The sequence below is a fragment of the Bacillus sp. NMTD17 genome, from assembly GCF_002998735.1.
In the GTDB taxonomy this organism is placed as follows: domain Bacteria; phylum Bacillota; class Bacilli; order Bacillales; family Bacillaceae; genus Bacillus.
Genome location: NZ_PVRH01000003.1, coordinates 200,308 through 222,683, shown reverse-complemented (window position 1 = coordinate 222,683; position 22,376 = coordinate 200,308). Strand labels below are relative to the sequence as shown.

Annotated in this window: 29 protein-coding genes, 1 pseudogene and 1 riboswitch; of the genes and pseudogenes, 4 read left to right on the top strand and 26 right to left on the bottom strand. The window is 41.9% G+C overall.

Annotation, left to right across the window (positions count from 1 at the left end; all coding sequences use genetic code 11):
* Positions 1-45 precede the first annotated feature (45 nt).
* The 6 genes from C6347_RS10795 to C6347_RS10770 form a co-directional block, all read right to left on the bottom strand.
* Positions 46-582 carry a spore maturation protein gene (locus C6347_RS10795; RefSeq protein ID WP_003216139.1) on the bottom strand — a complete coding sequence of 179 codons (537 nt, stop codon included), beginning with the start codon at positions 580-582 and terminating at the stop codon, positions 46-48.
* Between the two features lie 4 nt (positions 583-586).
* Positions 587-1,174 (bottom strand): nucleoside recognition domain-containing protein, encoded by a 588-nt coding sequence (locus C6347_RS10790; protein WP_012010425.1) that lies wholly within the window; start codon positions 1,172-1,174, stop codon positions 587-589.
* Positions 1,162-2,313: a D-alanyl-D-alanine carboxypeptidase family protein gene (locus tag C6347_RS10785; RefSeq protein ID WP_060596760.1), complete on the bottom strand. Its 1,152-nt coding sequence runs from the start codon at positions 2,311-2,313 to the stop codon at positions 1,162-1,164. Before C6347_RS10785 ends, C6347_RS10790 begins: the two co-directional genes overlap by 13 nt.
* 111 nt (positions 2,314-2,424) lie before the next feature.
* Complete coding sequence (locus C6347_RS10780; RefSeq protein ID WP_106071637.1) at positions 2,425-2,904, bottom strand: YpuI family protein; 480 nt, start codon at positions 2,902-2,904, stop codon at positions 2,425-2,427.
* 113 nt (positions 2,905-3,017) lie between these two features.
* Positions 3,018-3,611 (bottom strand): SMC-Scp complex subunit ScpB, encoded by a 594-nt coding sequence (gene scpB / locus C6347_RS10775; RefSeq protein WP_034661126.1) that lies wholly within the window; start codon positions 3,609-3,611, stop codon positions 3,018-3,020.
* Entirely contained in the window at positions 3,601-4,359 is a 759-nt protein-coding gene (locus tag C6347_RS10770) for a segregation/condensation protein A (protein WP_034661986.1), read from the bottom strand. The genes scpB and C6347_RS10770 overlap by 11 nt, the downstream gene beginning before the upstream one ends.
* A 210-nt stretch (positions 4,360-4,569) precedes the next feature.
* On the opposite strand from C6347_RS10770, the gene C6347_RS10765 reads away from it, so the two are divergent.
* Together C6347_RS10765 and C6347_RS10760 are read left to right on the top strand one after the other, a co-directional pair.
* Positions 4,570-4,662 (top strand): YjcZ family sporulation protein, encoded by a 93-nt coding sequence (locus C6347_RS10765; protein ID WP_106048330.1) that lies wholly within the window; start codon positions 4,570-4,572, stop codon positions 4,660-4,662.
* 88 nt (positions 4,663-4,750) lie between these two features.
* Complete coding sequence (locus C6347_RS10760) at positions 4,751-5,275, top strand: DUF309 domain-containing protein (protein ID WP_034661127.1); 525 nt, start codon at positions 4,751-4,753, stop codon at positions 5,273-5,275.
* Positions 5,276-5,299: 24 nt separating this feature from the next.
* Here C6347_RS10760 and C6347_RS10755 read toward each other — a convergent pair whose 3' ends face one another.
* The 7 genes and pseudogenes from C6347_RS10755 to C6347_RS10720 all read right to left on the bottom strand — a co-directional run bounded on the left by C6347_RS10755 (position 5,300) and on the right by C6347_RS10720 (position 9,652).
* Complete coding sequence (locus tag C6347_RS10755) at positions 5,300-5,653, bottom strand: GNAT family N-acetyltransferase (protein WP_003215830.1); 354 nt, start codon at positions 5,651-5,653, stop codon at positions 5,300-5,302.
* 113 nt (positions 5,654-5,766) lie between these two features.
* Positions 5,767-6,231, bottom strand: coding sequence for a 6,7-dimethyl-8-ribityllumazine synthase (ribH, locus tag C6347_RS10750; protein ID WP_060596841.1), 465 nt, complete (start codon positions 6,229-6,231; stop codon positions 5,767-5,769).
* Positions 6,232-6,278: 47 nt separating this feature from the next.
* A pseudogene (ribB, locus tag C6347_RS10745) lies at positions 6,279-6,884 on the bottom strand (3,4-dihydroxy-2-butanone-4-phosphate synthase); the annotation flags it as partial.
* An 11-nt stretch (positions 6,885-6,895) separates the two neighbouring features.
* On the bottom strand, positions 6,896-7,546 hold the full coding sequence (ribE, locus tag C6347_RS10740; protein ID WP_060596762.1) for a riboflavin synthase: 651 nt from the start codon (positions 7,544-7,546) through the stop codon (positions 6,896-6,898).
* Positions 7,547-7,800: 254 nt separating this feature from the next.
* A riboswitch (FMN riboswitch) is annotated at positions 7,801-7,942 on the bottom strand.
* 105 nt (positions 7,943-8,047) lie between these two features.
* A complete protein-coding gene (locus C6347_RS10735) occupies positions 8,048-8,392 on the bottom strand; it encodes a hypothetical protein (RefSeq protein WP_034318777.1) in 345 nt (114 codons plus the stop codon).
* A gap of 224 nt (positions 8,393-8,616) precedes the next feature.
* Positions 8,617-8,850 carry a DUF2164 domain-containing protein gene (locus C6347_RS10730; RefSeq protein WP_003215556.1) on the bottom strand — a complete coding sequence of 78 codons (234 nt, stop codon included), beginning with the start codon at positions 8,848-8,850 and terminating at the stop codon, positions 8,617-8,619.
* Positions 8,851-9,070: 220 nt separating this feature from the next.
* Positions 9,071-9,652, bottom strand: a complete 582-nt coding sequence (locus C6347_RS10720; RefSeq protein ID WP_034661130.1) for a TetR/AcrR family transcriptional regulator — start codon at positions 9,650-9,652, stop codon at positions 9,071-9,073.
* 269 nt (positions 9,653-9,921) lie between these two features.
* Here C6347_RS10720 and C6347_RS10715 point away from each other — a divergent pair, with 269 nt between their 5' ends.
* Positions 9,922-11,184: an MFS transporter gene (locus tag C6347_RS10715; protein WP_106071636.1), complete on the top strand. Its 1,263-nt coding sequence runs from the start codon at positions 9,922-9,924 to the stop codon at positions 11,182-11,184.
* Between the two features lie 30 nt (positions 11,185-11,214).
* Here the strand turns inward: C6347_RS10715 and C6347_RS10710 are convergent, their stop codons facing one another.
* Complete coding sequence (locus C6347_RS10710) at positions 11,215-11,652, bottom strand: peptidylprolyl isomerase (RefSeq protein ID WP_008359679.1); 438 nt, start codon at positions 11,650-11,652, stop codon at positions 11,215-11,217.
* Between the two features lie 322 nt (positions 11,653-11,974).
* On the opposite strand from C6347_RS10710, the gene C6347_RS10705 reads away from it, so the two are divergent.
* Positions 11,975-12,859 carry a DUF1002 domain-containing protein gene (locus tag C6347_RS10705; protein WP_106071635.1) on the top strand — a complete coding sequence of 295 codons (885 nt, stop codon included), beginning with the start codon at positions 11,975-11,977 and terminating at the stop codon, positions 12,857-12,859.
* Between the two features lie 38 nt (positions 12,860-12,897).
* Here C6347_RS10705 and lysA read toward each other — a convergent pair whose 3' ends face one another.
* The 12 genes from lysA to C6347_RS10645 form a co-directional block, all read right to left on the bottom strand.
* Positions 12,898-14,223: a diaminopimelate decarboxylase gene (gene lysA, locus C6347_RS10700; RefSeq protein ID WP_060596764.1), complete on the bottom strand. Its 1,326-nt coding sequence runs from the start codon at positions 14,221-14,223 to the stop codon at positions 12,898-12,900.
* A 115-nt stretch (positions 14,224-14,338) separates the two neighbouring features.
* The gene (locus tag C6347_RS10695; protein WP_034661136.1) at positions 14,339-15,811 is read right to left on the bottom strand and encodes a spore germination protein; all 1,473 of its coding nucleotides are present in this window, start codon (positions 15,809-15,811) and stop codon (positions 14,339-14,341) included.
* Positions 15,765-16,373 (bottom strand): stage V sporulation protein SpoVABEA, encoded by a 609-nt coding sequence (gene spoVAEA, locus C6347_RS10690; protein ID WP_106036835.1) that lies wholly within the window; start codon positions 16,371-16,373, stop codon positions 15,765-15,767. Before spoVAEA ends, C6347_RS10695 begins: the two co-directional genes overlap by 47 nt.
* Before the next feature lie 6 nt (positions 16,374-16,379).
* The gene (spoVAE, locus tag C6347_RS10685; RefSeq protein WP_007501045.1) at positions 16,380-16,730 is read right to left on the bottom strand and encodes a stage V sporulation protein AE; all 351 of its coding nucleotides are present in this window, start codon (positions 16,728-16,730) and stop codon (positions 16,380-16,382) included.
* Positions 16,730-17,746: a stage V sporulation protein AD gene (spoVAD, locus tag C6347_RS10680; protein ID WP_060596766.1), complete on the bottom strand. Its 1,017-nt coding sequence runs from the start codon at positions 17,744-17,746 to the stop codon at positions 16,730-16,732. The genes spoVAE and spoVAD overlap by 1 nt, the downstream gene beginning before the upstream one ends.
* A gap of 12 nt (positions 17,747-17,758) precedes the next feature.
* Entirely contained in the window at positions 17,759-18,211 is a 453-nt protein-coding gene (gene spoVAC, locus C6347_RS10675; RefSeq protein WP_034661140.1) for a stage V sporulation protein AC, read from the bottom strand.
* Positions 18,212-18,231: 20 nt separating this feature from the next.
* Positions 18,232-18,648, bottom strand: coding sequence for a stage V sporulation protein AB (locus C6347_RS10670; RefSeq protein ID WP_034661142.1), 417 nt, complete (start codon positions 18,646-18,648; stop codon positions 18,232-18,234).
* Positions 18,638-19,258 (bottom strand): stage V sporulation protein AA, encoded by a 621-nt coding sequence (locus C6347_RS10665; RefSeq protein WP_060596767.1) that lies wholly within the window; start codon positions 19,256-19,258, stop codon positions 18,638-18,640. The genes C6347_RS10670 and C6347_RS10665 overlap by 11 nt, the downstream gene beginning before the upstream one ends.
* Before the next feature lie 114 nt (positions 19,259-19,372).
* Complete coding sequence (sigF, locus tag C6347_RS10660; RefSeq protein WP_060596768.1) at positions 19,373-20,140, bottom strand: RNA polymerase sporulation sigma factor SigF; 768 nt, start codon at positions 20,138-20,140, stop codon at positions 19,373-19,375.
* A 13-nt stretch (positions 20,141-20,153) separates the two neighbouring features.
* Positions 20,154-20,594 (bottom strand): anti-sigma F factor, encoded by a 441-nt coding sequence (gene spoIIAB / locus C6347_RS10655; RefSeq protein WP_034661145.1) that lies wholly within the window; start codon positions 20,592-20,594, stop codon positions 20,154-20,156.
* Entirely contained in the window at positions 20,591-20,944 is a 354-nt protein-coding gene (gene spoIIAA / locus C6347_RS10650; protein ID WP_034661146.1) for an anti-sigma F factor antagonist, read from the bottom strand. Before spoIIAA ends, spoIIAB begins: the two co-directional genes overlap by 4 nt.
* 162 nt (positions 20,945-21,106) lie before the next feature.
* On the bottom strand, positions 21,107-22,261 hold the full coding sequence (locus tag C6347_RS10645) for a D-alanyl-D-alanine carboxypeptidase family protein (RefSeq protein WP_374955737.1): 1,155 nt from the start codon (positions 22,259-22,261) through the stop codon (positions 21,107-21,109).
* Positions 22,262-22,376: the final 115 nt, after the last annotated feature.

Here is a 22,376-nt window from a genome sequence, read left to right as displayed (position 1 = left end):
GCTAAAAAGCGATTTTCCATCCACGAAATACAAAAAAGCGCCTCATTAGGCGCCGCTAAATAACAAACTGACGATGATGACAGATGCAATGATTCCAATGAGGTCCGCTAACAGTCCTACTTTCAGCGCATCCCCCATCTTTTTAATACCGACTGCTCCAAAATAGACCGTTAAAATGTATAGGGTGGTATCTGTTGACCCTTGCATGACAGCTGCGAGCTGTCCGATAAAAGAATCTGGTCCATATGTCGCAATGAGGTCTGATGTCATCCCGAGTGCGGCCGTGCCAGATATCGGACGAATAAACGCAAGCGGCACCACTTCTGCCGGGAAGCCGATCGCTGTAAACACAGGTTTTAACAGTCCCATGACAAAGTCAAGCGCACCAGACGCACGGAATATCGTAATGGCCACAAGCATGCCGACTAAATAAGGAATGATTGAAAAGGCAATTTGAATCCCCTCTTTCCCGCCCTCGACAAATGTTTCATAGGTCGGTACCTTTTTAATGGTTCCCGCAATCAAAATTCCTGCGATGATCAGTGGGATCAAAGCAAGTGACAGCCAGTTAATAAATGACACGAGATCACCCCCGCCTGCTTCTGCGATAGTGGAAATAGCGATCAATGAGAATTGCACCGATTCCTGAAATGAGTGTTGCCAAAATGGTTGGGCCTACAATGTCTGTTGGCTGATCTGCACCATAGGTCATTCTAATCGCAATGACGGTTGTTGGCACAAGTGTGATAGAGGATGTGTTGACCGCTAAAAATGTAATCATGGACCGGCTTGCCTCATTTTTTCCGCCGTTTAATGCTTTCATCTGCTCCATTGCCTTAATCCCAAGCGGTGTAGCAGCATTCCCGAGACCAAAGAAATTCGCCATAAGGTTGGACAAAATATACCCCATTGCGGGATGGTTAGGCGGAATATCCGGAAATAGCTTTGAAATAAAGGGACGGCACAATTTACTAAAGAAATTTAACAAACCTGCCTCTTCTGCAATCTTCATCAGTCCGAGCCAAAAAACGAGGACACTAATCAGACCAATTGAAATGGTAACTGCTTCTTTTGAGCCCTTAAATACAGCTTCGTTTACTTCCTCCATCGTTCCGTTGAACATCGCATAGACAAGACCGATGACAGTGAGGAATACCCAAATTAGATTGACCATGAAGATCCGCCTATAGATGTCTGAAAGACAGACTTAAACATTTCTTGAAAGCTTTTTTGAGGCATTCGATTTCGTTTATTTTCATAAAAAATCGGAACTTGCTCGATCACCTGGCCATCTAATAAAAATGTCATTTTCCCTACAACATCCGGGATGGCTTCGGCGTTTTTTTCCCACTTCTTTTGAGGGGTAAGCATTTCCGTTTCAATTTCCACTAGCTTTTTCTCATCTTCATTTAAAAAATAGTCCACATCACGCTTGATAAATGCTTTTTTTTCGTAAAAGGTTCCTTTTAACGAAGCGAGTCTTCCTTTTTCAGCAAGTACGTACGTTTTATAGTGATCAAATGCATATTCAAACATAGAGATATGATCCTTCCAATCATCTGGCGCATTAATGGTCACAGCGATCAGCGCCGCATCCCCTTTTGCAGCTGTAGAGACAAGTGTGCGTTTTGCAAGCTTCGTATATCCCGTTTTCCCCCCAGTTGAATATTGATATAAACCAGTGAGGAGCTTGTTTTTATTTTTCCAATAGCCTTCCATCGTTTTCGCTTTATAGAAAGTCGTGCCCGCAATTTTTTGATATTGTTTATGCTCCATGGCATATTTTGTTAAAATGGCCATGTCATACGCTGATGAATAATGATGTTTATGATCATCGAGTCCATGCGGATTTTGAAAATTTGTATTCTCCATTCCTAGTTCAGACGCTTTTTGATTCATCATAAAAATAAATCCTTCTAAGCTGCCGCCCACATGCTCTGCAATGGCAACAGCTGCATCATTTCCAGAACGCAGCATAAGCCCGTACGTCAAGTCTTCTAAACTCACCTTCTGCCCTTCTTTTAAATAGAGCGATGAGCCCTCTGCTTGAATCGCGCGTTTTGATACCTTGACGGTGTCTTTCATTTTTCCTGATTCAATGGCTAATACCGCCGTCATAATTTTCGTAATACTGGCGATTCTCCTTTTTTCATGCTCGTCCTTTCCAAATAGGACTCTGCCTGACTGTCCATCTATTAAAATGGCGCTTCTTGCACTCACAGATAATGATATGTCTGCTTTGGCATGTGAGGAAAAAGGCAGTAAGAGTGTAAATAGAAGAAGGACTGCTGTTCCAATTTTTAAATAGGGCATGTTCATTCACGTCCTTGTCCGTTTTGTACAAGTGTATGCGCGCCTTAAAAAGTTATGATGCCTCGTCCATAAAAAAAGCGTCTCTATATGTAGAGACACTTTTTCCTCTTGCTATACCATTTTCATTTGCTGATGAGATGTCGTATATTCTAGCTCTTCTCTCATCGCTAAAAAATCGTTTTCTAATGAAGAAAATAATCGTTTCATATCAGCGGATACTTCATGGTGGAAAACAATGCTGCCCTTTCCTGTATACGCGGAACGGCTGTCTTCATACCATGTATCCTTTTTCGGCGCAAAAAATTCTTCAATACATTGATGATAAATACGGTGAAGCGTCTGCTGCGCGGCTTGCTGAGGGAATGTCTGCTGCTGGCTGATTTTCCTGCAAACTGCCGCTGCATCCTCGCTGTACACTGCAAGCTTCCGTAATGTACTCAATATGTCACAATAATAGGCTTCCGCTTCAGGGTTTAATCGTTTCATGCTTGATAAGGTAGCTTCGTTCAAAAAACCATTCATTTCAGTTGCAACCTTTGATAAAAAGACGCCTGCTTGATCAACTTGAGCCTTTACATTCATATGTGCCATTTGTTTCGTGTTTACCTTCCCCTCATGGCTTTATTACCATTTTATCTGACATCAATAGATGTTAGACCTAAAATCTTTTTTATATTTTATCATACATTTTTAATTCTTTTGAACTATTTTATCTCTTCGAATGTTTGATTGAAGTTTTCAAAAAATAGATCAGCCTCTTCTTGTACACCATCTGCTTCCACATTCTCTGGCAGCGGAGGTAATTCATCCAAGGCCTTTAAGCCAAACTGCTCTAAAAAGGTAGGTGTTGTCCCATAAAGAATCGCTCGCCCCGGGCCATCGGCACGTCCTACTTCACAGAGCAGTGCTTTGGCTACTAAACTATGAAGCACCCGCTCTGATTTGACTCCTCTGATCTCCTCTACCTCACTGCGTGTGATCGGCTGTTTATAAGAAACGATTGCGAGTACCTCAAGCGCTGCCTGTGACAAACCTTTGGATGGGGTCTCGACTAATTTTTTCAAATAAATGCTGTATTCTTTTTTCGTCAGCAGCATATATGAATCTGCATATTCAATGAGCTCAATCCCTCGTTCTTGTTTTTGATATTCTTCCTTTACGGCAGACATCATGTCGAGTAATGCTGCCTCTTCTACTTCAAGAACAGACATGAGCTGTTTTTTTGTTAAGCCTTCGTCACCTGCTGCATACAGCAGCGCTTCTATGATGGCTTTCCAATTCACGATATCAAGCGTCATGAATCGTTTCACTCCCTATTATATAAATGTCTTCAAAGTTTCCTTCCTGCTCTAACATGATTTGATGACTTTTCATCAATTCGAGAACAGCAAGAAACGTCACGACAAGGTGCTCCTTTTGATCATGTTGAAATAGAGTCATGAAATTGGTCCGCTTTTTCGTTTTTCTTAAATGGTTCATAATCTCATTCATTTTGTCTTCAATCGGGATTTCTTGTCTTGTAATCTTAGATGGTGCTGGTTTCGTTATTTTTTTTCGGTTCAATACCTTTTGGAACGCACCTAACATATCATACACCGTGACATGTAAGTTTGTGTCCTTCACTTCCGATTCTTTTGCAAATTCGCTTAAATCACTCGGAGGTTTTGTAAAGGCATTTTGCCTTTCTTCCTCGCGTTCCTTTAGTTCTTGTGCTGCATTTTTATACTTGCGGTATTCAATCAATTTGCCAATCAGCTCTTCTCGAGGGTCCTCTTCCTCTTCGAGCAGGTCTTCATCAAATAGCTCTTCCTCTTGTTTCGGAAGGAGCATTCTGCTTTTAATACTCAGGAGGGTTGCAGCCATCACCAAATATTCACTTGCCACATCAAGTTCAAGCTCCCTCATTGTGTGGACATATAATAAATACTGCTCCGTAATTTTAGCAACGGGAATATCATAAATATCGATTTCCAACCGGTTGATTAAATGTAAAAGTAAGTCCAAAGGACCTTCAAACGAATCTATTTTCACCTGATATTCCAGCATTTTTTTCTCACCATTTCTACTGTCTTCTAAGTACCGTTTCACCGGCTAACCTTTAGTATAAGACAGGATAAAGCTCTCGTCCAATATAATTTCGACCATGATGTCCTAGGCAAAACAAGAAAAACAGTGGTTCCGCCCATACCACTCAGGGCATTTATACATAGAATACCATTGTAAAACAGAACTGATGAAAAAGGAGGCCGTATCATTATGGGAGATGGCTATAACTTTAGCGGAGGTTTCGCGCTTATTGTCGTGCTTTTCATCTTGCTGATCATCGTTGGCGCGGCTTGGGTTTATTAAAGAAACAGAGCGTCCTTTTCACGAAGGGCGCTCTTTCTTCTTTTCTTTTCAATATGTTAGACTGAGAGTGGAAAAGGAGATGACCACTGTGTATCCTGAAGCGTACGTGGCTTTTTTACATGAATTTCATACGACAAGAGATTATTTTGAGTGTCATGAAATTCTTGAGGAATATTGGAAGGAAGACCCGCCTGAGCAGCGCAAAGAATATTGGGTTGGTTTCATTCAGCTTGCCGTTGCTTTGTATCATCAAAGACGGGGAAATGGAAAAGGGGCAAAACGGCTCATTTCAAACAGCCTCCACTTGCTGGAAGCAAACCGGCCCGTATTAGCGAACCTCGGTCTAGATGATGAGGCGTTTCTCATACTTCTGAGAACGCTAAAGAAGAAAATGAATGAAGACATGCCCTACGAAAGTGTGTTGCTCCCGATCAAAGATCAAGCGCTTCTTTCTTTATGCCAAGAAATGGCTCAAAAAGAAGGACTGACCTTTGGACAGGAGAGCAACTTATCCCACACATTTTTGATCGAAAAACATAGACTGCGTGACCGGACAGATGTATTGCTTGAACGAAAAAAGCAGATCGAACGTAAAAAAAGCAGAGGACTGTAACCTCTGCTTTTACATGTGTGATATTTAATTTGTTTCGCTGTGACACTTATGAAAGAAGCCTTGCGTTAATTCATTTGGAATGAGTGTTTTGGTTTTGAATACCTCTTCCACGGCTAAAACCATTTCCTTGCCGATTCCTTGATCTCGATGGGATGGATTCACACTAATATGCTCGATTTGTACTTGGTCGTCTGTTTTCAACACACCAATGGCACCTACGATATCCTCGCCATCTTTCCAAAGGAACAGCTGCCGATTTTCATCCATTTCATATGACTTCATCGTCTGCTGAAGCTGTTTGACGTCTTTCTCACCCGGCATGAAGGAGAGTAGCCCCATGGCAATTTTTTCAAAAGACCTCTTATAACGAATTAACATATATACCCCTCAATATTCAAATTATCCTAATGTCCAGCAAATGTCTCACGAATCATTTGCTCATCACACATTATAAACATTTTTATACCGTTTTTAAACTCTTTTTCACTAAATTAACGAAAGGTTCGATTGAGATTCGCCATTTCAATGGCAGCTGCAGCCGATTCGCTGCCTTTATTTCCAGCTTTTGTGCCGGCTCTTTCGATGGCTTGTTCAATGGATTCTGTTGTTAGTACACCAAAGATAATCGGTACTCCTGTTGACATGGCACTTTGAGCAATTCCTTTAGCGGCTTCATTACAAACATAATCGTAGTGAGTTGTTGCGCCCCGGATTACGGTTCCTAGTGTAATGACGGCATCGTATTTCTTTGTTTCAGCTAGTTTTTTTGCCATGTACGGAATTTCAAAAGCACCCGGTACCCACACGACATCAATATCGTCACCGTTTGCTCCGTGTCTGAGCAATGTATCTTCTGCTCCGTCAAGCAGTTTACTTGTAATAAAGTCATTAAATCTCGCGACGACGATTGCAAATTTTAGTCCTTCTGCTACTACATGCCCTTGTATTGTATTCATATGTTGATCATCCTTTTTTGTGATTTTTATTTTGTTTCGATAGTTGCTGTTTCGTTATTGTTTAAATAGGTCTGCAATGCTTCGATTGTCAGCATCTTTAAACCGTGCTGTTTTTGGATCTCTTTTAGTTCGGGGACGCGCGCCATTGTGCCATCTACATTCATAATTTCACATATGACACCCGCTGGCTCTGAACCTGCCAGTTTCGCAAGATCTACCGCCGCCTCTGTATGACCTGGTCTTTCTAGTACACCGCCCTCTTTTGCAATGAGCGGAAACACATGACCTGGGCGGGCAAATTCTTCTGGTGTTGCGTCTTTATTTAACATGGCAAGCATGGTCGCAGAGCGCTCAAAAGCACTAATACCAGTCGTCGTTGTCACATGATCAATGCTCACTGTAAACGCTGTATGGTGTGCATCTGTATTTTGTTCTACCATTGGATGCAGGTTCAGGTGTTTGGCGATCGACGTATGGACCGGTGTACAAATGAGGCCTCTTCCATGTAAAGCCATAAAGTTAATAACTTCAGGCGTGGCATGCTCAGCAAGTGCCACAAAATCTCCTTCATTCTCTCTGTCTTCATCATCCACTACGATAATGATTTCTCCTTCTTTTAGAGCATATACTGCTTCTTCTACTGAATGATACATACAATCGCCTCCTAGAATCCGTGCTCTTTTAAAAATGATGGGGTCAATCGGGATGGCTGCTTTTCGCCTTGTTCTTTTGTTAAAAAGCGATAAATGTATTTGCCGATCATGTCACACTCTATATTCACAATCTCTCCCATAGATTTAGTCGGGAAAATAGTTCCTTCAAGCGTATGAGGAATAATAGAGACTGTGACGTGTGAATCTTGCAAATCGAAAATGGTTAAGCTGACACCATCTATTGCGATCGAACCCTTTTGCGTGAGCATATCTGTGAGGGTCTTGTCCATCTCCAAATCATAGTAAATAGCATTACTTTTCTTTTCTATTCGGGTAATGACTGCCGTTCCGTCAACATGGCCTGAGACAAAATGGCCGCCGAATCGTCCATTCGAGGACATGGCCCGCTCTAAATTCACTGGACTGCCTGATGTCAGCTGATCCAGTGATGTCGCTTTGACCGTCTCTGGCATCACATCTGCTGCGAACTGTGCTTTTGTAAAGCTTGTGACTGTAAGACATACACCATTGATCGCAATACTGTCTCCAAGGTGAACATCTTCCAGCACACGGCTGCACTTAATGACAATTTCCATGGCATCTGCTGACTTTTTACTTAATGACTGTACGGTGCCAACTTCTTCAATTATCCCCGTAAACATGTGATCCTCCCTTTCTTTTCATTTGTATTTCTCACTTTATAAAAAAGCGATGTTAGGGACATGTGATCGATTGAGCACCTTCGTCGCTTTTTAAGGTCCATACAAGGTAGATGAGGGATCACCTAATAAACACTGCATGCCGGTCTATTAACTACATGTACATACAGAAAGCCCCGGAAAAAATTCCGGGGCTTTGGCTTTTTTGCATCAGAAATAAAACTATGATCAACAAATATTTTTCGTTCATAGCTTTCTTTATCCTTCTCCCATCCAGACTTTCACTGTCGGCTTCAGCTTTTCACTGAATCAACCGTTAATAAATTAACGGGTCACGGGCTGTAAAGCATTTGCTTTATTACCGTCGGTCGGGATTTTCACCCTGCCCCGAAGGATACAATCGATATTTAGCTGTCCTTAGGGGCTATTATAGCGATCCTTGTTGTCAAATGCAACAATCAAGATTTCTCACAAAAAAAGTCTCCTTATAGGAAAGGAGACTTGTTAATTAACGACTTTTACTACTTTTATAAGTCCATCTATTCTTTTTTCATTACTAAAGTAGGCTTTAATACGATCGCCTTTCTTCAAGTCGGCCACATCATCTTCGAATTTCTTTCCATTAAAAATGATTTTTGTGCCGTTTTTTGCTTGACCGTAATATTCATCTCCATCAATTTTCGTAATGGTATATTCATAGATGGTATAATCTTTATCATTATTTGTTAAGCTTTCACCAATGGCTGTTGGCACATCTTCAATTTTCATGCCATTCATGTATAAATAACCTGCGCCTAAACAAAGCAGTAAAACAAATAAGACGGCAATTTTCAATTTAATTTTCCCCATATTTAGAACCTCCATCATCTGCACTTCGCCTATTTGTATGTTTTATTCCTTCTTTTGATGAAATAAAACCAAAAAAGCTGATTTCCATTAATGGTTACTTATATAACGATTGAGTTGGACCTTTGGTTCCACCTTTTCATCATTACATATGATACGAATATGCGTTCTTTATTAAGGGGGTCTCTTTCCTCTTTATCCGTTAGTAGGGCGCACACCATTGATGATCATCTTTTTTCGAGTGCGAATAGATCTTCCTCTAACAATTGCGATCTCTGAACAGCAATGTTCCGGCTGTCACGAACCCCTTGATTATAATAGTAACTTCCAAGATTTTTTGTGATAAATTCTAGTATATTAATGGCTGCTAATTCACCAATCTCTTCTTCTCGTTCTTCGGCAAAGTAACGCTGAATGGCAATCATCATTTGATTTTTTTCTTCTTTTGTTAATGGTTTCAAATTATCTCCTGCTTTCTTTCAGCATGAAACACGCTTTTTTAATTTGCACTGACATCTGTTTTTCAGTTGAATGTGGCGACACCCACAAATGCGAATATTTGTTCTCTTATCATATCACAAAATCGAGTTCTGTCCATAACTGTCCTAAAAGAAAAAGCGTGTTTTGATAGCTTGATCAAAATACGCTTTCCCTATATTGACTGTTTTACACGTAGACTGTTTATTTCAATATGGAAAGTATCGTCGCTACAGAATGATCTACAAATGAACGCTCTGGACGAGATTTCATGAGGACGGTAAGTCCAATGAAAGAAACGACCAGTGTCTGTGCTAAAGCTTTAGCATTCAGACTGCTTTCGAGCTCACCCGAGCGAATACCTTGAACAATCCTTTCTTCAAAAATGACCGAAAGATACATCTGATGCTCTCTTGTAAGAATTTCAAATTTCTCTTCGTGTGGCGCAAGTTCCACTATTGTATTGATGCAAAAACATCCTTTACTCGGACCATCTCTATATTCCTCTTCTACTAAATCTGCAAATAATGCATGAAATGCTTCCTTTGCAGAAAGATTGCTTTGAAGTTTTGTTCGAATATGGCCAGCATGCTGCTTTGTATATTTGCGTAATGCGGCCTCAAATAATTCCTCTTTATCTCCAAAAGCTGAGTATAAGCTTGGCCGCTGTATTCCCATTTTTGCAGTCAAATCGCTTAATGTAGTGGCCCTATACCCCTTTTCCCAAAAAAGCACCATTGCCTCATCCAACGCTTTTTCCTTATCAAATTCCCGTTGTCGAACCATCAGCAATTCCTCATTTCAACAATAAAATTTCTTCACAAAGTCAGCCATCTATTTCTTGATATTATTCTCTATTTGGTTACCAATTGGTACATTATAATTTTATTTTATTGACATACTAATGTCAAATTGCCTTACCCTCTCAAGATCAGCATCAATTAACTGTATCAAAGTCTTGACTTTAAAACGTTTTGTTGGTTATCCTTAACAGGAATCATAATATACCGAACAGTATATTATACTTTTTAGTAAAAAAGGAGACGATGAAATGCATGGTGAAAGAAAAAATCACTTCCATTGAACATCTTGATATGGAAACGACTCATTTACCAATCAAACCGAGATCAACGATGACTCGCTATATGGCACTGCTGTTTGCGATAGCCTGCGGGATGGCAGTTGCAAACATATACTTTGCACAACCGTTATTAGACTCCCTCGCATCCGAGTTTGGTATCACCTATTCATTCATTGGCATGGTCATTACGATTACTCAGCTTTGTTATGCGCTGGGGCTGCTACTGATAGTACCACTTGGTGATCTATTGAATAGACGCCGGCTCATCATTGGTCAGATGCTTTTATCCGTGTTGTCTCTCATTCTAGTCGGCATCGCTCCTATCGTCACCGTCCTCTTTATAGGATTAGCTGTGGTCGGACTGCTTGCTGTGGTCACTCAAGTACTCGTAGCGTTCGCAGCGACTTGGGCCGCTCCAGAAGAGCGCGGTCGTATTGTTGGCTTGGTGCAAAGTGGAATCGTGATCGGGATTCTTCTCGCACGAACGTTTGCTGGTGTACTAACCGATCTCGCCGGCTGGAGGTCAGTCTACCTAGTTTCTGCCATTATGATGCTTATCATAACTGGCGTGTTGTTCCGAATTCTCCCGGGTGATGACAGCGAAAGAGAGTCATTATCCTATGCAAACCTGCTTCGTTCAATGTTTACATTGTTCAGACAAGAACGAATCCTGCGCATCCGTGGAATTCTGGCTCTTCTTATTTTTATTGTGTTTGGTACGTTATGGACTTCGCTCGTGCTGCCCCTCAGTACCACGTCATTCTCTCTTTCACATACTGCTATTGGCGCATTTGGCCTTGCTGGAGTAGCCGGAGCATTAGGTGCTGCTCGGGCTGGGAGTCTTGCTGATCGAGGTTTAGGACAGTTCACAACCTGCATTGCCCTTGTCCTATTGCTCGTTTCATGGTTTTTCATCGGTTTGGTTAAGCATTCACTTATTGCATTAGTCATTGGTATTATCATTCTTGACCTATCTGTGCAGGCCGTACACGTGACCAATCAGAGTATGATTTTCACTGTGCGGCCTGAGGCGAGAAGCCGGCTTACTGCTGCTTATATGATTTTTTACTCCATCGGCAGTGCGACTGGTTCTATTGTTTCAACCAGCATCTACGCAAACGATGGCTGGATCGGGGTATGTTTATTTGGTGCCTCTGTCAGTGCCATTGCCCTTTTGTATTGGATCATCACCTACCGCCTCACGGAACAAATAACCGTAAAATCAGATTTAACATAAAAAAACACCGCGATTAAGCGGTGTTTTGGATTAAGCATCGACAACTTCGACTTTTTCCATACCTTGGCCTTGTTCCATATCTAGAACAGCCTCGATACCAGATGTTACTTTGCCAAAAACAGTGTGAACACCGTTTAAATGCGGCTGAGGGTCATGTACGATAAAGAATTGGCTGCCGCCTGTATCTTTACCAGCATGCGCCATTGATAATGAACCTCTTTCGTGTTGATGTGGATTCCCTTCTGTTTCACATTTAATTGTGTAACCAGGACCACCAGTTCCATTACCGTTTGGATCGCCGCCTTGGCTTACGAAGCCTGGGATGACGCGGTGGAATTTCAATCCATCGTAGAAGCCTTCATTCGCTAATTTTTCAAAGTTTGCTACTGTACCTGGAGCAGCTTCTGGGTATAGTTCAAACTCAATTTTCTTACCATTCGTTAGTTGTATGTATCCTTTTTTCGCCATTTTTCACATTCTCCTTTCAGGTTAAACAACGCTCATTATAGCACATTTTCGGTGATGTTAAACATCCCCTGCTCTTTGATTGTGATTTACCTCTTTTCTTAGGATTGATACAATGGAAGAGCTTGATCCTTTTTTCCTATTAAATTGATGACAGACTGTGCAACATGTCTTCATTATATTGGAAAAGGAAAACATCTTAAAAAGAAAATTGAAACGTCGAATCGATTTGTTACGTCTATATGATGGAGTGCATTTCTTTACGTGTGCTCAAAAGATGAGTTTCTCTTGAAAGAGGAACCCTTTCGACTTGAAGGAGGTCCACATGTTTAAAAAATCAATGCTTGGTATGATGGCAGCGCTCCTTTTCCTAATTGGTGCGCCAAAAGTCAGCTTAGCGGATGCAGCTGTCGGCGATGTCATCGTCACACTTGGGCAAGACTTAACTCCGGCTGATCGCCAGAAGGTGCTTGACGAGTTGAATCCACCTGAAAATGCGACAAAAATTGAAGTAACCAATAAAGAAGAGCATGAATATTTAGGAAAGTATATCCCTCGTTCTTCTATCGGGACGAGAGCATTATCATCTTCATCTATCACCATTGAAAAATCAGGTACTGGTCTGACTGTGGATACACATAACATCAAGACCATTACAGATGAGATGTATTTAAATGCTTTAATGACAGCCGGTGTCAAGGATGCCAAGGTTGTCGTGACTGCGCCGTTTGAAGTTTCTGGTACAGCCGCACTGACGGGTCTATTAAAAGCCTATGAAGTGTCAAGCGACAAAGCCATTCCAGAAGATGTGAAACAGGTAGCAAACGAAGAGCTTGTGACAACTTCTAAATTGGGTGACTCCATCGGGAAAGACAATGCTTCTGCCCTTATTGCAAAAATCAAGGATGACATTGCGAAAAATGGTGTCCCTAAAACAACAAAAGAAGTAGAAGAAAAAGTGGATCAGGCTGCTTCTGATTTAAACTTAAATCTAACGCAAGTTCAAAAGGATCAGCTTGTTTCACTATTCGATAAAATGAAGAACATCAATATCGATTGGAGCCAAGTAGGATCTCAAATCGATAAAGCAAAAGACAAGATTACGAAATTCATAGAATCAGATGAAGGGAAAAACCTTCTTCAAAAGATTTGGGATTTCTTTGTCTCCATTTGGAACGCAATCGTCTCTGTATTTACTGGAGGAAAATAAGTCATCATAAAAAGCTGCCTGTACATCAGGCAGCTTTTTTACGTAGATGATTTCACTTTTGATTGATACGGTAAATCAAGTTTGACAATATCAGCATATGTTTCGCGTTCAACGACAAGCTGCGCTTCCCCGTCTTCTACAAATACAACAGCCGGGCGCGGGATGCGGTTATAGTTGTTTGACATACTGTAGCCGTAAGCTCCGGTACAAAAGACAGCTAATAAATCTCCTTGTGATAACTCTGGCAAATCGATATCCCAAATGAGCATATCTCCGCTTTCACAGCATTTCCCTGCAATGGAAACCGTTTGATCATGCGTTTGGCTCATTTTGTTGGCACTTGCCGCTTCATATTTCGCTTGATATAAAGCTGGACGAATGTTGTCACTCATTCCCCCATCTACCGCAACATAATCGCGAATGCCAGGTACATGTTTTGATGAGCCGATCGTATAAAGCGTTGTCCCTGCATCTCCAACGAGAGAGCGGCCTGGCTCAATCCAAATTTCCGGCATATCAAACTCATAGCGGGCTACGTTCTCTTTTACAGCTTGGATAATTTTCTCGACGTATTCTGTCGCAGGAAGTGGTTCATCTTCTTCTGTATAACGGATACCAAAGCCGCCGCCTAAGTTTAACACGGTCGAAATAAAACCAAATGATTCTCTCCATTCATCTAGCTTCAAAAAGATTTTATCTGCTGCAAGGACAAAACCAGCCGTATCAAAAATTTGTGAACCGATATGGCAATGAACGCCTAAAAGCTCGATCACTTCTGATCCAAGCACTTGTTTCACCGCTTCATCTGCTTGTCCATTGTGAAGGTCAAAGCCAAATTTGGAATCCTCTTGGCCTGTTGTAATGTAATCATGTGTATGCGCTTCGACACCTGGTGTAATACGGAGCAGCACTTTCACCTGTTTTGACAGCTCTTGACCAAGCTCTTCAATGAGCTTCATTTCGTAGAAATTATCTACGACAATACAGCCGATCTCGTGCTCTAACGCCATTTTCAATTCTTCCCTGCTTTTATTGTTGCCATGGAAATGAATTTTTTCTACCGGAAACCCGGCGCAAATGGCTGTGTGAAGCTCCCCTCCTGATACGACATCAAGAGATAATCCTTCTTCCTTGGCAAGCTGAAACATGGCGATGGAGGAAAATGCTTTACTCGCATATGCTACCTGCGCTGTTAACTCTTCTTCTATAAATGCTTTTTGAAAGCTTTTTGCACGCTCCCGTATTAAAGCCACATCATATACATAAAGTGGTGTCCCATACGTTTCAGCTAAAGAAACGGCATCAACACCACCAATTTCTAAATGACCGAGTTCATTTTGTCTGCAAGTGCCGTGTAAATACAATGTCATTCCCTCTTTCTCCGCCTCGGCTGAAAAAAGACAGCTGCGTGAGCTGCCTTTTGCCGTTTCTCAAAGTTAAAAATACAATATCACAATCTTCAGCCACTTTCAATGAGCGTTAAGAATTTGGCGGAATTTTTGATCTGTTTTGAGGGTGAACGATGCTTGGCCTTACTTTTGAGCCAGGAACAGACGTCCGAATTAACACTTGCCATAAAGCTTTCCCATTAAAAGGGAGAAACGGCCACATATAAGGCGTCTGCAATGAACGTATGGATGTTAAATATATGATTAACAACGTAAAACCAATGATGAGTCCATTCAGCTTAAAGATCGCCACGAGTGCTAGTATGATGAGTCGTACAATCTTATTGGCGACACTCAGCTCATAGCTTGGCGTTGTAAATGTCCCGATAGCCGCTAGTGAGACGTATAAGATGACCTCTGGCGTAAATAAACCGACATCAATGGCGATTTGTCCAATTAAAACAGCCGCAATCAGCCCCATAGCGGTCGACAAAGCGGTTGGCGTATGAATCGCTGCCATCCTTAAAAATTCCACCCCAAAATCAGCAAGGAATACTTGTAATATGACCGGGATATGAGAAGGTTTATTAAAGCCAATATAGCTTAAATGATCCGGCAGAAGACTTGGTTCGAGGATAAACAGAAACCAAATTGGTAAAAGAAACGTTGAACATAAAATGCCTAAAAAGCGTACCCATCTTAGGAACGTACCAACTGCAGGTGCCTGGCGGTATTCTTCTGCGTGCTGAACGTGGTGAAAAATGGTGGTTGGCGTAATGATGACACTAGGAGATGTATCCGTAATGATGATGACATGACCTTCTAGTATATGGTTAGCGGCGACATCTGGACGCTCGGTGTAGCGTACAAGGGGAAAGGGATTGTATCCTTGTTTAATAATGAATTCTTCAATCGTTTTATCAGACATCGTCAGCCCATCGACTTTGATTCCTGATACTTCTTTCTCTATAATATCGACAAGATCTGGGTCCGCAATATCTTCAATGTAGCAAACACATACATCCGCTTTCGAACGTTCGCCTACTTTGAGCATTTTGTATCTCAGTTTTTCATCTCGCACCCGTCTTCGTATGAGCGCTGTATTGACAATAATGTTTTCAACAAAGCCGTCTCTTGCGCCCCGGACAACCTTTTCTGTATCCGGCTCCTCTGGCATTCTGCCAGGATAGCTTCTGACATCAATGATAAATGCGTAGTTTTCACCTTCTACTACAACTGCCACAAGCCCCGACAGTACTTGGTCTACCGCTTCATCGAGCGTTTCAACCTTTGAAACCTGCTGATTGACTAGACGGTTCTCGACCACACGTGCCAGATCATCTGATTCAGGTTCGTTGTCATTGATTTCAATTAGCTCTTTTAATAAGTAGATGACATACTGTGTATCACACAGTCCGTTTACATAGTAAAGTTGGATTTCCTGATCGTGTATATAAATTTTCCGCACGCCAAGGTCAAAGCTGAGACCCATTCCGACATTTTCCTTGAAGTAATCTTCATTTTTCTTCGGGTCTCGGTACACGTTTACCTTGTCTTTCTTCATGGAAACCACTCCTTTCTAAAATTAATTCAACTGCTTTCATTGTGATCGGAGATCCCTTGCTCAGATCATCTTTACGTCCCATTTTGCCAATATCTCCAATCCCAACAACAAACGGAAGATGGAGCGAGTCAAGACAATACACTGTATCCCCGCTCATTTTATGAGGCTCCATTTCAGGAAGACCATGCTTGTCGACACCGTATTCTGTCAGTTCACCCTCCCGGTCAATGGAAACATGAACTTTTGTCCATTCAGCTTGATGCGTTTTGGATGCAACGGCGATCGCCCCAATGACTTCAATTTCAGGGTGACGCGCAACATGTTTCATCGCCGTCTCCCCTGTTCCTTCACCAGTCAGGCCAGAATCATCAAACATGACAAACACTGGATCATACGGCGTTTTTAAAATCATCTGTACAAGTTCAGGCCCTGTCCGTTTGCTTGGATTTCCTTTTGAGCTGGAAATACATCGTCCACCGACTTTGTTAGCAGCAAGCTCAATGGTTTTGGCAGCATATATATCTCCGTCTGTCACTAAAATGACTTTCCGTCTTTGCCCCATATTAGGTTATCCTTTCGGTTTAAAGATAAGAGCGATAATAAATGAGAATAAAATCGCAGCTGAAATTCCAGCAGAAGTTAATTCAAAAATACCGATCCCGATTCCGATGAACCCGTGTACATCTGCCTGATGCATCGCCCCATGAAGCAAGCTATGACCAAAGCTAACGATTGGTACGGTTGCGCCCGCACCTGCAAATTCAATAAATTTATCATAAATACCGAATCCGTCTAAGATGGTACCCGCCACAACAAAGGTGGTCATGACATGTGCAGGCGTAAGTTTGAGTACGTCTAGTAAAAGCTGGCCAATGACGCAAATAAGTCCGCCTGCAACAAAAGCGATAAGATAATCCATTAGCTCTCTCCTCCTGCACGCTCAAATACGACACCGTGCGCAATGGTTGGAATGGTCTCTTTTTGCTGGACCATCGTCGGGCTGAGAAGTGCCCCGGTTGCGACAACCAGTACTCTTTGCAAATTCCCTGCCTTCATTTCTTGAAAGATGTGACTGAATGTCACAATAGCTGAACAAGCACACCCGCTGCCTCCAGCGAACACGTTTTGATCGGGTGTATAGATGATTAATCCGCAATCATCGTGCTTTCGGCCGAGCTGAATGCCGTCTTCTTTGAGCAGATCCTTTAAGATCGGTGAGCCAATGCCAGATAGATCACCTGTTAAAATAAGATCGTAATCGTCAACCGTTCTCTCTAGATCTTCTAAATGCTGCTTGATGGTATCTGCTGCTGCCGGTGCCATTGCGGACCCCATGTCAAATGGATCTGTAATCCCAAGATCCATAACTCGTCCCACGGTTGCGCTTGTAATTTGAATTTGGGAGGGCTCTTGGCTGATAATAACGGCCCCGCTCCCAGTCACTGTACTTGTCGCTGTATCTGGTTTTTGTCCGCCGTATTCTGTCGGATTACGAAATTGGCGTTCTGCCGTCGCATTATGACTGCTTGTCGCAGCAATGGCTCTTTTTGCAAAACCACCATCTACTAATGCCGAAGCAATGGCGACCGATTCCATTGATGTGGAGCATGCTCCAAATAAACAAAGAAACGGGATTTTAAGTTCTCTTGCCACATAGTTTGCTGTGACGTTTTGATTCAGTAAGTCTCCTGCCAGCAAAAGATCAACATCGCTTTTTTGCAAATTTGCTTTTGATAAAGCGGTTGATATCGCATCATCCATGAGCTGCCTTTCAGCCATTTCCCAGTTCTTTTGATAACAATGCATTTCGTCGTATGTTTTATCAATAAGATGACCGATCGGGCCTTCTTTTTCTTTCGGTCCTGCAGCTGTTCCTTCTGCATTGACATAAAGCTTGTGCTCAAATACCCAAGATTGTTTACCTGTTAGTTTCACGTTTCATTCCTCCTACGAAAACGCCTTTTCCAAGATGTATCGAATGATCCCTACGACATATGCCGAGACGACACCAAAAACAATGACGTTCCCAGCAAGCTTAAACATGTTCGTGGCTACACCTAACACAAGCCCTTCACTTCTATGTTCAAGAGCAGCACTTGTCATGCTGTTTGCAAACCCTGTCACCGGGACAGCGGATCCCGCTCCAGCAAACTGGCCGATTCTATCGTAAATACCGATACCAGTTAATATAGAAGAAATTAAAATGAGGGTCGCTACGGTTGGGTTCCCTGCTGTCTTTTCATTAAAATCAAAAAAGTGAATATAGAAATTTTGCAGCCCCTCGCCTATGGCACAGATCAATCCACCAACAAGAAAAGCCTTGATGCAGTTGAGGACATAAGGAGGTTTAGGCTGATACGTTTTCACCTTAGATGGATAGTTCTCTTTTAAACTCGACACGTGTTGTTCCCTCCAAATTCTTAAATATAAATTAGCCAATGAAATAGTGAACCAAATACCTTTCCTAAGACAATGGCCATGAGAAGCAAAACAATTTTCCCGTCCATTCCAATTCTTTTCGTTAATATAGGAAGTACATTTAATACTTCAGTCAGCGCAGCTGCAAGCATGCCGACGAAGATGCCCGCTAAAAGACCGATCGGAAGTGCCAGCCATTTGGATAAATGCAAATGTATTGGACTTAAGGTTGCCCAGCCGCCAACGACCGCCCCGCTGATGACAGCCGCCTCGTACCCTTGTATGAAGCGCTGCGTTTTGGTTAATTGCATTAAACGAGGGATGATGCCCAGCACTGTGAGAAATGCCACAAACCCTGCTCCTACCGTTAAACCGCCGCCAAGTCCAACAAGCACGACAAAAAGCCACTTACCGATCATGAATGTCTTTCATTGTCTCTTTATTTTCTTTGAGGGCGACATAATGATCGAGATCGAGCTGATATTTAAACATTTCCACTTCAAGCGGACTTGGTTCTTCATTTAAACGCTTTTTAAATACATGATTGAAAAATAAAATCATGCCGAAGCCTAGTCCGAAGCTATATGGAATTTGCAATAAATAAGGATGCTCAACCGTTTTTCCTGTGATCATTTCATATAGGCGGATATGAACGAGCCGCATACTGACATCCTCGTGGAAATTCATAATGGCAAGCGCCGCTCCGACAAATAACAGGAGCCATACAAACACAAATAAAACGGGAGAAAGCTGGCGTTTGCCTGTATCAATTTCGACAATGGCCTCAGCGCCTCCAACGGTTTGAATGTCGATGTCTGGCCATGTTTTTTTGATCGTTTTGACCACATGCATGATATCAAGAACGGCGATGTGACGATCCTTTTTACTGACATGATATATCGGCATTTTGCTAAGCTTTTGCACAGCAAACTCATCACCAGTGATTTGGGCGATATCTTCTAAATAAACAAGCTGATCATTACCGGTCTTGATTCGATGGCGCAGCCGAAGAAAGATTTGTCCGTCCATCCAAGTCACTTCCTATACGATGGGTTAAAAATAGTATGTGGTGAAAAATGGTTCTCATACTGATAGAACTTGATTTACCGGTAATTACCACACAAAAAAAGCCAGCCTAATTGGCTAGCTGTCTTTTTGATCCATTTGCATTTGGATTTGTTTTAAAATTTTCTTTTCAAGCCGCGAGACTTGTACTTGTGAAATACCGAGCCTCTCTGCTACCTCAGATTGTGTTTGGTCTTTATAATATCTTAAGTACACAATGAGTTTTTCTCGTTCTTCTAATTCCTTGATCGCTTCTTTCAGAGCGATTTTATCAAACCATCTTTCTTCTGAATGATCCGCAATTTGATCAAGCAATGTAATCGGGTCTCCGTCATTTTCATACACGGTTTCATGAATCGATGTCGGTGAGCGGACCGCTTCTTGGGCGAGGACGACATCCTCTGGTGTGATATCAAGATATTCGGCAATTTCCTGGACAGTGGGCATTCTTCCGTGAGACTTAGACAATTCATCTCTTGCCCGCCGAATTTTATTTCCAAGTTCTTTTAGTGACCGGCTCACTTTGACTGTTCCATCATCACGAATGAATCGCTGGATTTCACCAATGATCATTGGAACAGCGTAGGTCGAAAACTTCACATCATATGACAAATCAAATTTATCAACAGATTTCAGCAGTCCAATACAGCCAATCTGAAACAAATCATCTGGTTCATATCCTCTATTTAAAAAGCGCTGAACAACGGACCAAACAAGACGCATGTTTTTTTCTACGAGGAGGTCTCTTGCTTGCTGATCACCGTCTTGGCTTTTTTTGATGAGCTCTTTGACTTCATCATTTGACAGCTGGGCTTTTTTTGCTTGCTTTTTTACCTCCACATCCATATGAGCAGCTCCTTTAATTACAAAGCGCTTTGCTTTTTGATAGATGCTTTGTTAAACGGATGGTCGTGCCCATTTCTGGAGATGAGTCTATCATGACATCATCCATAAAATTCTCCATGATGGTAAAGCCCATTCCAGAGCGTTCTAAGTCTGGTTTTGTGGTGAATAGCGGCTGTCTTGCTTCTTCAAGATCTGTAATGCCCATGCCTTCGTCACGGATGGTGAGGTACACAACATGGTCATCAAGTGTGACATGGATATGCACCTTGCCATCTGGATTTCCATCATAGCCATGGATAATGGAGTTTGTCACCGCCTCTGACACAACGGTTTTGATTTCTGTTAATTCATCTAATGTCGGATCAAGCTGGGCGATAAACGCTGCGACTGTCACCCTCGCAAAGGATTCATTTTGACTTAAAGCAGAGAAGGTCAGGTTCATTTCATTCCTCATGATGCCACCCCCAATGTTTGCAATGCCGTTTGCTCTGAAGGCTCCATACGGATGATTTTAAATAAGCCAGACATATCAAATAATCGGTTCACTGCTGGCGAGATAGCACAGACGACCATTTCTCCGCCAAGCTGCTTAATTTCTTTATATCTTCCTAAAATCACTCCGAGACCTGAGCTGTCCATAAACGTTAAATCAGCCAAATTCAGCACGATGTGGCGAATGTCCTCTGTTTCCAAATAATTCGTCACCTTTTGTCTCAATGTTTCTGCGGAGTGATGATCAAGCTCTCCTGTTAACCGAATGCAAAGTACGCTCTCTTTTACTTGAAAATCAATTTCAAGGCTCATCTTTTTATTCCTCCTTGCTCTAATTTCGGATAAAGATTGTTTCTCTTTTTTATCAAGTAAATCCTTCACCATGACAAAACTAGTGACCATTCGTCACATTTAGATGTTCTTTTCTTCTTACTCATAGCAAAAAGACTGCCAATTACAGCAGCCTTTCACATTTTATTTCCATTTCACAAATTCCGCCATCGCTCGTTTCAAGAAAGTCCAAACGCCTGCTTTTTCCATTCCTTCTTTAGCTTCTACAGGGCTTTCATGCAGCACTTTTCCGTCTTTTTTCAAGACAATTGTACCTAGTTCCGTTCCTTTTGAGAATGGGGCCGTGACATCCTGAGACAATTTGATTTCTTTTTTAATCTGATCCACATTTTCGCCTTTTTTCGTTAAAAGGGAGATTGGCTCAGAGGTGACAAGCTGAATTTTTTTCTTTTTCCCTTTGCTTACCTTGATCTCCGCTACGTCTTGTCCTCGTTTGTAAAGCGGGTGAGTGGTGTATTGACTAAATGCATAGTCTAACATTTTGACCACTTGAGCGTTTCTGTCTTTCGGTGTACTTGCGCCGAAGACAACTGCAATGACGCGCATGTTGCCTTTTTTAGCGGATGCAGTTAAACAGTATTTGGCTTCGCCTGTAAAACCTGTTTTCAACCCATCGACTCCTGGATAAAATTTAATCAATCGGTTCGTATTCACAAGCCAGAATTTTTTATCCGTGTTTTGACGGAGATAGTCTTCGTAGACCCCTGTGAATTTAGTGATTTGTTCATATTTCAACAGCTCTTTTGCCATTTTTGCCATATCATGAGCTGTACTGTAATGGTCTTTTTCAGGAAGTCCTGTTGGGTTTTGAAAGACCGTAGAGGTGAGGCCGAGTTCTTTTGCCTTTTTGTTCATTTGCTCCACAAACTGTTCTTCAGACCCTGCAATATGCTCTGCCATGGCAACTGAAGCATCATTTCCTGACGCAATCGCAATGCCTTTCATCATTTCTTTCACGGTCATTTCTTCTCCAGGCTCAAGGAAGATTTGTGACCCTCCCATTGATGCTGCATAGTCACTTGTTCTAACCTTGTCAGTCATTTTCAGTTTTCCTTGATCAATGGCTTCCATGATGAGAAGCATCGTCATGATTTTGGTCATACTTGCGGGTGCAAGCTTTTCATCGCTGTTTTTGTTGTAAAGCACTTTTCCCGTGTCACGTTCTATTAAGATCGCTGATTTGGCTTCGTGCACCAATTCTGATGTTTGTTTTTCTCCTGGTTTTTCAATCTTTTCTTTTGCTATCGCTGATGGTGAAACCATTGAGATAAGGATCATTAAAATAAACAATGCACATATATGACGTTTCAAGTGGCAGACCTCCATTATCGTAATCCTTTCTATTTTTTCCTCATACAGGCTGTTTTATTCAGAGATCGTATGATTGCCATAA